We start from the raw sequence: 12536 nt of genomic DNA on the forward strand, positions 1-12536 counted from the left end.
CACGCTACCGAGCGACCGGCGACGCCTGACCCCGGACCGGCTCGGTCGCCGTCGGGCCCAGGTCGGCCGGCAGCGGCGCCGGCTCGGACCCGCCGCGGAGCAGGCGCACCGCGTTGAGGACGACGGCCACGACCGACACCTGATGCACGAGCATGCCGGCGGCCATCATCACCTCTCCCAGGAGCACCCCGACCAGCAGGCTGGTCACGGTGAACAGGGCGATGGCGACGTTCTGGCGGACCACCCGGGCCGTGCGCCGGGACAGGTCGATGGCGGTCGCCACGCGAGCCAGGTGCCCGGACAGGATGCCGACGTCGGCGGTCTCGACGGCGACCGCGGTGGCCCCGCCTCCGAACGCGATGCCCACGTCGGCGGTGGCGAGCGCCGGTGCGTCGTTCACCCCGTCGCCGATCATGGCGACGACGTGGCCCCTCTGCTGCAGCTCGCGGATGGCCGCCAGCTTGTCCTCGGGCGACAGGTCGCCCCGCACCCGGTCGATGCCCACCGCCCGGCCGACGGCGTCGCCCACGAGCTGGGAGTCGCCGGTCAGCATCACGATCTCCTCGACCCCGATGTCCCGCAACCGCTCGATGCCGGCGGCGGCGTCGGCGCGGACCTCGTCGGCGAGGCCGAGCACGCCGACGATCGTCCCGTCGTCGATGACGACCATCGACGTTCGTCCGGCAAGCCGCAGCTGCTCGAGCCGGTCGAGGACGACGGCGTCGACCTCGACACCGAGCTCGGCGGCCAGTGACGTGGTGCCGACGGCGACCGTCCGACCCTCGAAGGTGGTCTCGACGCCGGCGCCGGCGTGGTGGACGAAGGCGCCATGATCGACCGAGGGGACGATCCCCTGCGCCGCGGCCGCGGCGAGGATCGGTGCGGCCAACGGGTGCTCGGACCCGGACTCGGCGGCCGCGGCGACCGCCAGGACGTCGCGCTCGGCGGCCCCCTCGACCGGCACCACGTCGACGAGCCGAGGAGCGCCGACGGTCAGCGTGCCGGTCTTGTCGAAGGCCACAGCGGTGACCTTGCCGACCAGTTCGAGGTGCTCCCCGCCCTTGACGAGGACGCCGTCGCGAGCGGCGCGGCCGATGCCGGCCACCATCGACACCGGCATCGAGATCACCAGCGCGCCGGGGCAGGCGATGACGAGCAGCGTCAGCGCCAGCTCGACCTGGCGGGTGAGGGCGAAGGTGACGGCCGCGAGCACCGCGATCGCCGGGGTGTACCAGGCGGCGAAGCGCTCGATCGCCCGCTGGGCGGGAGCCTTCGACTCCTGCGCCTCCTCGACCCGGTGGATGATCCGGGCCAGGGCGGTGTCGGCACCGACGCCGGTGGCGCGAACCTCGATGAGGCCGCCTGCGGTCACCGTGCCCGCGTAGACGGTGCGGCCCGCCGACGCCTCGACCGGCATCGACTCGCCGGTGATGCTGGACTCGTCGACCGCGGCACGGCCGGCGACGACCTCGCCGTCGACCGGGATCTTCCCGCCGGGGCGGACGACGACGATCTCGCCGCGTCGAACCTCCGACGGCGACACGACGACCTCCTCGCCGTCGCGCCGCACGGTGGCGGTCTCGGGGGCCAGCTCGAAGAGGCGGGCCAGGGCGTTGCGGGTCCGCCCCACCGCGGCACGCTCGAGCGCCCCGCCGAGGGCGAACAGGAACGTGACCGCCGCCCCCTCCCAGAGCTCACCGATCACGAACGCGCCGGTGACTGCGATCGTGACCAGGGCCTCGATCCCGATCCGGCGGATCCGCAGGTCACGCACGGCCCGCACCGCGATGGGGCGCCCGGCGACGAGCGTGGCCGCGACCAGGCCGGCGTCGAACAGGGCCGTCGACCGGCCGCGCACGAGGAAGGCGAACGCGATGAGCGCCGCGCTCGCGAGCGGGATGGCCCAAGGCCCCCGCGCCGACCGGCGCAGGGGCCCCTCTCGGGCGATCGTGGTCGTGGTCACTGGAACCCCCTCGGGGCTGCGGCGTAGCCCGCGGCGCGGACCGCTGCGACCAGGTCGTCGACCGTGGCCACGTCGGGGTCGTGGACGACCTCGATCCGACCGGTCGCGAAGTGGACGGTGCCCCGCTCGACCCCGTCGAGGGCGGCGAGGCGCGTCTCGATCTTGGCGATGCAGGACGGGCAGGACAGCTCGTTGCTGTACAGGTTGGTGGTGCGCAGGGCGGTGGTGGTCGTCATGGTGACTCCTCTTCTCTCAGTGCGGCGTCGCTCAGGTGGCGACGTCGTGGCGGTGGACGAACCGGATCCCGAGCTCGAGCGTGACGAGGCTCAGCACGACCGCCACGACGATGCCGGTGGCGCTGATGTCCAGCTCGGCGGCCCGTGCGGTGGCGGCGATCGCCAGCAGGAAGAGCCCTTGGATCAGGTGCTTGCGGAGGTGGGTCTGCATGGTGATCTCCGATGTCGTCTCGTCACCCCGCCCGGTCGGTGAGGCGCTCGTTCCTTCTGGATCGACCGTACGAAGGAACGCGAGGGAGGTCCCTGACGCAGATCAGGTAGTCGCGACTTCGCGCGTCGTCACCCTGTCGCACCGACGCCGCCGGGCGCCGACGACCTCGGGAGCGCGCTGCCGAGACCGTGAAGCTCCGGGAACGGATGGTGTCCCTCGCGCTTCACAGACCGCGGGAGATCGGGCTCAACCTGCGGCTGTGCCGACCGCGCCGACGGGGTTCTGCGTCGACGCGGCGCCGAGCTCGGTCATGCGAGCCAGTCCACGATCGACGACGTCGGCCACCCTCGCGACGGCGGCTCGCACCGCGGGGTCGTCGCGCCGTGACGGGTCGACGCGGGCGGGGTTGAGCGCGCAGCCGTTGGCCCACGCGGCGATGTCGGGCTCCGCGCCGTAGGTGCGGGCGGCCACGGTGCCGCGGGCCTGCATCAGCGCCCAGTCGGCGGTCGAGTCGGGGAGCGTGTTCGGCGGGCAGAGCCGGTTGCGCTCCCGGTCGTCGTCGCGGGTCGCCTCCACGTAGCCGGCGAGCGCCGCGCAGAAGCACGGGAAGCCCACGCGGACCGTCTGCAGCCGGATCGCATCCGGTCCCCACACGGGCACGAGCGGCGGGTACCGCAGCCCCGACGCCGCGCAGTGCACGACGAGCGTGCCGGCCGCGAGCGGGATCGTCTCGTCGGCAAACGCCATCTCCCGCCCGGTCACGTACCGGACGTGGCCCCGCCGGACGACGTGCTCGATCGTGCGGAGCAGGTCCAGCTCCCACGCGCCGAGCGTCGGCGTCTTGGCCATGGTGGGGGTGACGTCGCGATCGACCCGCAGCATGACGCCGGCGGCCTCGAGCCGCAGGAACAGGTCGTCGAGCGACTCGGCCTCGGCCGCCGCGCTCATCGTCTCGGCGACGAGCCCGAACCCCACGACGGGGTCGGGCTGCACGACGGCGCGGTTCAGCATCCATGGGTCGCGGGGCCGCACCCACGTGATGCGGTCCGGCACGACCCCGTGGCCGAGCAGCCAGACGATCGCGTCGGTCGCCGTCTTGCCCGACCCGACGATCACGTAGCGGTCGGCCGCCGCCTCGAGGCGGGCCAGGTCGTTGACGGGGACGACGTGCGCGCCGTCGGCGACCCCGAACGGCGGTGGCGTCGTGGCCGGGATGGTCGGCGACAGGTACGTGGCGTCGACGACCCGACGCCGGACGTGGACCTCCACCGTCTCGCCCGACACGCGCGACGTGACCAGGTGCGTCGAGCCGTCGGTGCGGTGCTCGTGGCCGCCGAGGAACGTCACCCGTCCGGTGCCGACGAAGCGCCGGCGGAGGACGTCGTCGTAGTACGCCTGGATCTCGGGCTGGCTGGCCCGCTCGTGGAGGCCCGCCTCGGGTCCGGTCTGCTGCACCTCGCCGTGCCCGAGCGGCGTCGACGCGACGCCGTAGAAGAGCGACGCCTGGTGGAGCTGCACGAACGGATACGCGTCCTGCCAGTGACCACCGGCGGCGTGGCGACGGTCGACCATCGTGACGTGCACGTCGGCGTGGTCGATGAGGGCGTCGGTGAACGCCATGCCCATCGCCCCAGCGCCGACGACCAGGTAGTCGGTCTCCAACGATCGGATCGCCATCGGCTCACCTCCCGGGGCCACGACGACGGGAGCCGGGTGGCGGGCAGATGATACGAGTCCGTCCCCGGACGCGCCGGTGACGGGAGGCATGAGCCATAGGGTGGCGCTGTGCGGGAGCGGTCAGGGCGATTGGGGGGCGGGCGACGCCAGAGGACGGGGACCCGAGCGGTGCGATCGCGCCGGCGGTGGCGCTCAGTGTCGTTCCTTCTCGTCGCGGTCTCAGCCCTCCCGGGCTGTTCGTTCGACGGTACGGACTACGTCGAGGAGGTGACACTCACGCCCGACGGGCGCCCACGCACGTTCGTGGTCTACGACGACCTCGTCGGCGACCTTCGGTGGTTCGAGAGCGATGACGGCGGCATCACATGGGAGATGACCTGGGACGAAGTGGGGCACTCCGACGATGAACCCCACGCCGAGGTGTGCCGGCGCGACGGCTGGTGCTTCCGCGCGAGTGGCGAGGCCGTCGAGGAGCGCCCGCCGGGCGGCGGGTGGCGCCACTCGTACGGCCTCACGGAGGACCAGGAGAGGGTCCTCGAGTACCGGAACGGCGTTCACAGCGGCGAGCGCTTCACCACGGTGGTCGTGGTCCCGGTCGACGGGGGCGAGCACGTGATCGCGGCCGCCTCGGACCAGGGTGTGGTCGTCCTCGACACGGCGGGCGAGTGGCACACGCAGGCGGTGGGTGGCGTTGCGCCCGGCGGCCCCGACCTGGCCATCTGGCCACTGAGGATGGTGGAGATGGTCGCATGGTGGGTCCCGGTGCCCGCCGCCGTGGTGATCGTCCGGTTGTCACGGCGGGACCGGGGACCCGGTCGACGGCCGAACCGGCCGGGTCCGGTGCTCGTCGCCGCTCTCCTTGCGCTCGTCCTCTGGGTTACAGGCGCACTGGCGTGGCAGGTCCTCGCCGCGTTCCGTGTCGCTCCCTCCGTCGTGGCCTCGGTGACAGCGGTGTTCTGGACGCTGGCTGTGGTGGTGCCGCTGCTGTGGCTCAGAGGCGCGCCGCGGAGGTCGAGCGCCTGACCGGGCCTCCCCCGGACGCGCCGGTGACGGGAGGCGGACCTCCCGTCACCGAACCGAGGGTTGCGAGCGACCGACGCCCTACTGCGTGGCGATCGCTCCGAGGATGTCGAGCTTCGCTGCCCGGCGGGCCGGACCGGTGGCGGCCACCACGCCGGCGACACCGGCCGCGGCCATGATCACCAGCAGCTGCGGCACGGGCAGCACCAGGTGCGTCACCTGCTCCTCGGCCAGTGCCCGCACCATGCCCCACGCCCCGCCGATCGCCAGGCCGGCGCCGAGCGTCGCGGCGAGCACGGCGATCAGCACCGACTCCCACCGCACCGCGGCCCGCACCTGGCGGCGGTGCATGCCGATCGCCCGCAGCAGCCCCAGCTCCCGGGTCCGTTCGTGCACCGACAGGGCCAGCGTGTTGGCGATCCCGATCAGGGCGATCACCACGGCCAGTGCCAGCAGGCCGTAGATCAGGTTGAGCATCTGGTCGATCTCCGCGGTGACCGTCTCCTTCAGCTCGGCCTGGTCGTCGATCTGGGCGTTCGGCCACTCCGCCACCGCGGCCTCGACCGCGGCCCGGGACTCGGCGGCCGGCACCCCGTCGGCGACACCGACGAACACCTGCCGGTCGTACACGTCGGCCACGTGCGCATCGAAGGTGGCGACGTCGACGACCCAGTCGCTGTAGGCGCTCGGCAGGTAGCCGTCGAAGATCGCCCGCACCTCGAGCGCCACGTCGGCGCCGTCGGCGAACCGCACCGACACCGTGTCGCCCACGGCCAGCCCCTCATCCGTCGCCATGTCCGACGAGATGGCGACGCCGTCGTCGCCGACACGATCGAGCGCACCGGAGGAGAGCTCCAGGTCGTAGAGCTCGTCGAACACAGCGGTGTCGACCGCGGTCAACTGGCTGCCGACGCCGTCGACCTCGGCGGGGGTGTCCCGCACCGGCGAGATCAACTCGACAGCGGAGCTCGCCAGCAGGTCCTCCTCGATGTCCACGCCGAACCCGCCGGTGAACGACCCCGAGTCGACGACGTAGTCCGCCCGGAACGACCCGTCGACGGCCGCGGCTACCGACTCCTTGGTCGAGGCGGCGACGATCGTGATGAACCCGACCAGCGCCACGCCGATCATCAGCGCCGACGCCGTGGCCGCGGTGCGCTTCGGCGCCCGGCGGGCGTTCTCCTTGGCGTAGCGGCCGGTGATGCCAGAGAGGCGAGCCGCCGGCGCGCCGAGCACCGCCATCGCCGGCCGCACCAGCACCGGACCGAGCGTGATGACCCCGACGAGGATCGTGCCCGCACCGAGACCGAGGACCGGCAGCCCGTCCGTCCCGCCGGCGACCATGCCCGCGGCGAAGGCCACGACACCGAGCGCCGTCAGGAGGGTGCCGGCGACGGTCCGCCCGACCGAGGCGTTCGACCGGTCGATGGCGACGTCGCGCAGCGCGGCGATCGGCCGCACCTTGCTGGCCCGCACCGCGGGGACGATGGCGCTCAGCACGCTCACGCCGACGCCGACCACGAGAGCGGTGACGACGGTGCCCGACGCGACGACCAGCGGCCCGCTCGGGATGTCGAGCCCGACCCCGGCGAGCAGCGCCCGCAAGGCGAACGACAGGCCGACGCCGGCGAGCAGGCCCAGTCCGGCGGCGACGACGCCGACGGCCACCGACTCGAGCACCACCGACCGCAGCACCTGGGCCCGGCGGGCGCCGATCGCCCGCAGCAGCGCCAGGTCCTTCAGCCGCTGGGCCACCACGATCGAGAACGTGTTGTAGATGATGAACGTCCCGACGAAGAGCGCCACGTAGGCGAACGCCATCAGGAACGAGTTGAAGAAGCCGAGGTCCTCCGCCAGCTGGTCCTGCTGGTCGGCGGTGTCCTGCTCGCCGGTGACCACCTCGAGCCCCGAGCCGGCCGCGCCGACCGTGGCCGAGAGCCGCTCGGCCAGCTCGGTCGAGGACACGCCGCCCTCGGCGGCCACGACGACCATGTCGAAGCGGTCGGCCTCGGCGAAGAGCCGCTGCGCGGTGGCGTCGTCGGTGGCGACGAGCGTCGTGCCGGGCAGGCCGTCGACGTCGCCGTAGGCGGCGGTGCCGACGAGGGTGAGCGTGGCCGGGCCCTCCTTGGTGAGGACCTGGATCTCGTCGCCGACCGTCCAGCCCTCGGCGTCGGCGGTGCGCTGGTCGACGACCGCCTCGTCGGCGGACTCCGGCGCCCGACCGTCGGAGAGCGAGAACGGGTTGAGCCGCTCGTCGTCGATCCAGTTGGCGCCGATCGTGACGTTGAGCCCGTCGTCGGCCGCCGCGGCCTCGCCGTCGGCGTGCACGAGCTGGGCGGTGCCCTGGATCGAGCCCCGGGCGACGGCCACGCCGTCCACCGCGGCGACGTCGTCGACCACCGCGGCGTCGAGCCGGCCACGGGCCGAGGCGAACGCCCCCTCGACCACCGAGTCGCTCCGGACGATCACGTCGGTGCCCTCGTTGGCCGAGGCGATCACCTCGTCGAAGGTCGCCTCCATCGTGTCGGTCAGCACCATGGTGCCGGCCATGAACGCCACGCCGAGCACGACGGCGAGGCCGGTGAGCAAGTAGCGCACCTTGTGGGCCCACAGGCCCTTGAGGGTCAGGGAGAACATGGCGGTCACCGTCCGAGGTGCTTCATGCGATCGAGGATCGCGTCGGGTGTGGGGTCGTCGATCGAGTCGACGATGCGGCCGTCGGCCAGCACGACCACGCGGTCGGCGTAGGACGCGGCGACCGGGTCGTGGGTGACCATGACGATGGTCTGGCCCAGGTCGCGGACGGCCTGGCGCATGAACGTGAGGATCTCCGAGCTCGACCGGCTGTCGAGGTTCCCGGTCGGCTCGTCGGCGAAGATGATCTCCGGCTGGCCGGCCAGCGCCCGGGCCACCGCGACCCGCTGCTGCTGGCCGCCGGACAGCTCGCTCGGCCGGTGCGACAGGCGGGGACGCAGCCCGACCGTGTCGATCACCTGCTGGAGCCAGCCGGTGTCGGGCGTGCGCCCGGCGAGCGACGCCGGCAGCGTGATGTTCTCGAGCGCGGTGAGCGTCGGCACCAGGTTGAAGGCCTGGAAGATGAAGCCGATCCGGTCCCGGCGCAGCGCGGTGAGGGCCCGGTCCTTCAGCGTCGTCAGGTCGATGTCGCCGATGAACACCTGGCCCGACGTGAGGTCGTCGAGGCCGGCGACGGTGTGCATCAGCGTCGACTTGCCCGAGCCCGACGGGCCCATGATCGCGGTGAAGCGTCCGGCCTCGAAGTCGATCGAGACGTGGTCGAGAGCGGCGACCGCGCCCTCGCCGGAGCCGTAGACCTTCGTGGCGTCGACGGCCCGGGCGGCGGTGGGGGTGCCGGTCGTCGTGGGGGAGGTGGAGGTGAGCATGGGGCCACGATGCGGCTGCGGGGGTGCGCGCGTCGTCGGCCCACGGGCCATGCCGTGCGGCGCCGCGTACACCTCGGGATGTACGCCCCGGTCAACCGCGCGGCCGATGCGCGCCCCGGCCGGCCTCTGTACCGTCCAGGCCGTGCAGATCCGCGCGCGTGCGAGACGACCTTGGACCTGGCTGCGGGGCCGCCCGACCTGGATGCTCGACGCCGGCATCGCCACCGTGTTCGTGATCGGCGGGTTCCTCTCGACCAGCCAGCGGATCTACGCCGACGTCGCCTACGAGCCCCGCGACGGCTGGGCCTACGCGCTGATCCTCGCCGCGACCCTCCCGTACTACGTGCGCCGCCGGGCGCCGCTGCCGGTGTTCCTCGCCAGCACCGTGGCCGTCGCCGTGCTGTCCCTCCAGGACTACGCCCCCGGCGCCCTGCCCCTCTTCGCGCTCTTCGGCGCCTACACCGTCGGCGCGCACCGTCCCCTCACCGAGGCCGTGACCGCGGCGGCCGCCGCCGCGGTGCTCCTCCTCGTCCTCTTCGTCGGCGACAGCGAGAACTTCGGCGTCGCAGCGCTGGTGTCGAACCTCGGCATCTTCGCCGCCGCCATCCTCCTCGGCTGGAACGTCCAGTCCCGACGCCTCCGGCTCGAGGCTCTCGAGCGGGGTCACCTCGAGGCAGCACGTGCCGCGGCGGCCGACGAGCGGCTGCGCATCGCCCAGGAGCTGCACGACGTGGTCGCCCACTCGCTCGGCGTCATCGCCGTGCAGGCCGGCGTCGGCGCCCACATGCTCGACCAGGACGTCGAGGAGGCCCGCAAGGCGCTCGACAACATCTCGACGACGAGCCGCTCGAGCCTCGCCGAGATCCGCCGCCTGCTCGGCGTGGTGCGCGAGCGCGACGACGCCGCCGAGTACGCCCCCGCCCCCGGCCTGGCCGACCTGCCCCGCCTGGTGCGCGACATGGGCGAGGTCGGCCTCGACGCCGAGCTGATCGTGGACGGCGACCTCGGCGAGCTGCCGTCCGGTGTCGAGCTCGCCGCCTACCGCATCATCCAGGAGGCGCTCACCAACGCCCTGCGCCACGCCCACGCCCGGCACGTCACCGTGCGGGTGACGCCGGGGCCGGGCGAGGTCGGCATCGTCGTCACCGACGACGGGCGGGGCGGCGCGCCCGACCCGGCGTCGACCGGACACGGGCTCGTCGGCATGCGGGAGCGGGCCGCCCACTACGGCGGCACGGTCGAGGCCGGTCCGCTCCCCGAGGGCGGGTGGCGGGTCGCGACGTGCCTCCGCTACGACACCGAGCCGGCCCGGTGATCCGCGTCGCGGTCGCCGACGACCAGGCCCTCGTCCGCAGCGGCTTCTCCGTGCTGCTCGGGTCGGCGCCTGACATCGAGGTCGTGGGCGAGGCCGGCGATGGCCGGGAGGCGATCGAGCTCGTCCGCCGGGAGCGACCCGACGTCGTCCTCATGGACATCCGCATGCCCGAGGTCGACGGCCTCGAGGCCACGCGCACCATCACCGCCGACCCGGCGACGGCCGGCACCCGCGTGCTCGTGCTGACGACGTTCGACCTCGACGAGTACGTGTTCGAGGCGCTGCGCGGCGGGGCGAGCGGGTTCCTGCTGAAGGACACGCTGCCCGCCGACCTCCTCGCCGCCGTGCGGGTGGTGGCCGGGGGAGAGGCGCTGCTCGCGCCCAACGTGACCCGCCGCCTCATCGAGCAGGTCGTACGAGGCGCCGACGCGCCGACGCTGGCGATGCCGCCGGGGATGGACCAGTTGACCGAGCGGGAGCGGGAGGTGCTCGTCGCCGTGGCCCAGGGCCTGTCGAACGCCGAGATCGCCGAGGCGCTCTTCATGAGCCACGCCACGGCCAAGACCCACGTGAGCCGGGTGCTCACCAAGCTCGACGCCCGCGACCGCGCCCAGCTGGTCGTGCTGGCCTACGAGTCCGGGCTCGTGTCCCCGGGCCGCGGGCGGGCGTCCTAGAGCCCCGCGTGTCGATTACTTATCGACATACCGACCCGATATGCGGATAGGTTACCGACGTGATCTACCAGGCTCCGGGGCTCACCGATCTCGACAGGTACGTGCTCGACGAGATCGAGTCGCTGCGAGATCGTCTGCGGTACCAGCTCCGGCAACCGCGTCGGTGGTACGGCACCCTTCGACGCGCCACGGCGGCGCGGGCGGTGCAGGGCTCGAACTCCATCGAGGGCTACCACGCGAGCGTCGAGGACGTCGCAGCGGTCCTCGACGACGAGGAGCCGCTCGACGCCGACACCGAGACCCGACGAGCCATCGCGGGCTACCGCGACGCCATGACCTACGTGCTCCAGCTCGCGAGCTCCGAGCCGCCGAGAACACTCGACGCGTCACTCCTGCTCTCCCTCCACTTCATGATGATCAAGCACGACCTCGCCAAGAACCCCGGATCGTGGCGGCCAGGTGGGGTGTGGGTCGAGGACGCCGACGGCAGGGTGACCTACCAGGCTCCGCCACGCGACGGCCTCGAGGGACTGGTCGACGAGATGCTCGGCCAGCTCGCTGACGGCTCGGGCGTCTCGCTCGTCGACGCGGCGATGGCGCACCTCAACCTGGCGCTGATCCATCCCTTCAGCGACGGGAACGGTCGGATGGCACGCTGCGTCCAGTCGTTCGTTCTGGCACGCGACGGGCTCCTCGCGCCGGAGTTCCTCAGCATCGAGGAGTACCTCGGTCGCAACACCAGCGACTACTACGGGGTGCTCACCGAGGTGGCCGCTGGGTCCTGGTCGCCCCAGCACAGCGCACGGCCCTGGCTCACGTTCTGCCTCACCGCCCACTACCGCCAGGCACAGACCGTGCTCCGCCGCATCGACGAAGCTGCGGCGTTGTGGGATCGGTGTGACGCTCTCGTGCGGCGGCACGGCCTGCCGGAGCGTTCGATCGGGGTGCTCTGCGACGCCGCACGGGGCTGGCGGATCCGGCGTTCGCTCTACGTCAAGGCCGTGCGCTCGTCGGTCGGCGACGAGATCACCGACGACAGCGCCACTCGCGACCTCAGGGCGCTGAGTGCCGCAGGGCTCCTCGACCCCCGAGGCGAGAAGCGCGGGCGCACCTACCTGGCGACGCCGCAACTGCGCGCCGCGTGGGAGGAGATCCGGAATCACCGTCCCACTCCCGTGGTCGTCGACCCCTACGAACTCGCTCAGCTCAAACTGCCCGGCCTCGGTTGACGCCCGCCGACACGGGTGAGTCGATCGTGGCACGACAGCCGGTTCCACCTCGGTGCGACAGGAGAGAGCAGCAGCCACGGGGGCTGTGGTTGTCGCACCGAGGCGGAACCGGACCACCGACGAGGAGGAGCACCTCGGGCTGGTGGCGCGCCCGCGGGCGCGTCAGCCGAGGTCGATCACCTGGTGGCACTCGACGACGGCCGACACGTCCACGCCCTCGTCGGTCGTGCCCATGATCGTGATCGCCGCGGTGTCGCCCTCGTCCTCGAGGGTGAGCAGGGCGCTGCTGCCCCGGGCGAGGTGGTAGCGGTTCTCGCCGACCCGGGCGGTCGCGGCGAACGCCGAGTTGCCGGTCGCCGCCGCGTCGATGTCGTCGATGTCGATCTGGAAGCTGTGGAAGCCGTCCGGCTCGTCGAGCATGTACTGGAGGCCAAACGTGCCCTCGCCCGTCCCGTGCCGGCTGCAGCCGTACTCCGGGACGGTCGCGTTGTGGGTGCCCGAGTCGGCACCACCGTCGAGGCTGAGCATGATCGAGGCGACCCCGTCGCCGCTTGGTCCCTCGTCCGAGCCCCCGGAGGTGCCCGAGTCGCCGCCGCTGCCCTCGTCGGTCGACCCGCCCTCGTCGGTGGCACCCTCGTCCGCCGACGAGGTCTCCTCTGTGTCCGGAGATGCGTCGTCGTTGCTGTCGTCGTCGCCGCCACAGGCGCCGAGCGCGAGGAGCCCGACGACGATGGCAGCGGTGGCCCGTGCACGTGTGTTCATCATGTGGTCGAGCGTCCTCTGACCGCCCACTCTCGGTCACCATCCCTT

11 protein-coding genes are annotated in these 12536 nt (G+C 72.8%); 4 read left to right on the plus strand and 7 right to left on the minus strand.

Going from position 1 to position 12536, the window contains the following annotated elements:
• Positions 1-4: 4 nt before the first annotated feature.
• The 4 genes from GH723_RS04300 to GH723_RS04315 all read right to left on the minus strand — a co-directional run bounded on the left by GH723_RS04300 (position 5) and on the right by GH723_RS04315 (position 4087).
• On the minus strand, positions 5-1963 hold the full coding sequence (locus tag GH723_RS04300; RefSeq protein ID WP_229023047.1) for a heavy metal translocating P-type ATPase: 1959 nt from the start codon (positions 1961-1963) through the stop codon (positions 5-7).
• Positions 1960-2199, minus strand: coding sequence for a cation transporter (locus GH723_RS04305; protein WP_153758492.1), 240 nt, complete (start codon positions 2197-2199; stop codon positions 1960-1962). Before GH723_RS04305 ends, GH723_RS04300 begins: the two co-directional genes overlap by 4 nt.
• 31 nt (positions 2200-2230) lie before the next feature.
• Positions 2231-2410: a hypothetical protein gene (locus tag GH723_RS04310; RefSeq protein WP_153758493.1), complete on the minus strand. Its 180-nt coding sequence runs from the start codon at positions 2408-2410 to the stop codon at positions 2231-2233.
• 246 nt (positions 2411-2656) lie between these two features.
• Positions 2657-4087 (minus strand): NAD(P)-binding protein, encoded by a 1431-nt coding sequence (locus GH723_RS04315; RefSeq protein WP_153758494.1) that lies wholly within the window; start codon positions 4085-4087, stop codon positions 2657-2659.
• Positions 4088-4354: 267 nt separating this feature from the next.
• Here GH723_RS04315 and GH723_RS04320 point away from each other — a divergent pair, with 267 nt between their 5' ends.
• Positions 4355-5110, plus strand: a complete 756-nt coding sequence (locus GH723_RS04320; protein ID WP_153758495.1) for a hypothetical protein — start codon at positions 4355-4357, stop codon at positions 5108-5110.
• Between the two features lie 78 nt (positions 5111-5188).
• On the opposite strand, the gene GH723_RS04325 is transcribed toward GH723_RS04320, so the two are convergent.
• Both GH723_RS04325 and GH723_RS04330 read right to left on the minus strand, forming a co-directional pair.
• On the minus strand, positions 5189-7744 hold the full coding sequence (locus GH723_RS04325; protein ID WP_153758496.1) for an ABC transporter permease: 2556 nt from the start codon (positions 7742-7744) through the stop codon (positions 5189-5191).
• Between the two features lie 5 nt (positions 7745-7749).
• Positions 7750-8508: an ABC transporter ATP-binding protein gene (locus GH723_RS04330; protein WP_153758497.1), complete on the minus strand. Its 759-nt coding sequence runs from the start codon at positions 8506-8508 to the stop codon at positions 7750-7752.
• 142 nt (positions 8509-8650) lie between these two features.
• Here GH723_RS04330 and GH723_RS04335 point away from each other — a divergent pair, with 142 nt between their 5' ends.
• The 3 genes from GH723_RS04335 to GH723_RS04345 are packed head-to-tail and all read left to right on the plus strand — an operon-like array spanning position 8651 to position 11726.
• Positions 8651-9823, plus strand: a complete 1173-nt coding sequence (locus GH723_RS04335) for a sensor histidine kinase (protein WP_153758498.1) — start codon at positions 8651-8653, stop codon at positions 9821-9823.
• Positions 9820-10497 (plus strand): response regulator, encoded by a 678-nt coding sequence (locus GH723_RS04340; protein WP_153758499.1) that lies wholly within the window; start codon positions 9820-9822, stop codon positions 10495-10497. Before GH723_RS04335 ends, GH723_RS04340 begins: the two co-directional genes overlap by 4 nt.
• A gap of 59 nt (positions 10498-10556) precedes the next feature.
• Positions 10557-11726, plus strand: coding sequence for a Fic family protein (locus GH723_RS04345; RefSeq protein ID WP_229023049.1), 1170 nt, complete (start codon positions 10557-10559; stop codon positions 11724-11726).
• Positions 11727-11888: 162 nt separating this feature from the next.
• On the opposite strand, the gene GH723_RS04350 is transcribed toward GH723_RS04345, so the two are convergent.
• Complete coding sequence (locus GH723_RS04350) at positions 11889-12491, minus strand: hypothetical protein (RefSeq protein WP_153758500.1); 603 nt, start codon at positions 12489-12491, stop codon at positions 11889-11891.
• Positions 12492-12536: the final 45 nt, after the last annotated feature.

The organism is Actinomarinicola tropica, assembly GCF_009650215.1.
Taxonomy (GTDB): Bacteria; Actinomycetota; Acidimicrobiia; order Acidimicrobiales; family SKKL01; genus Actinomarinicola; species Actinomarinicola tropica.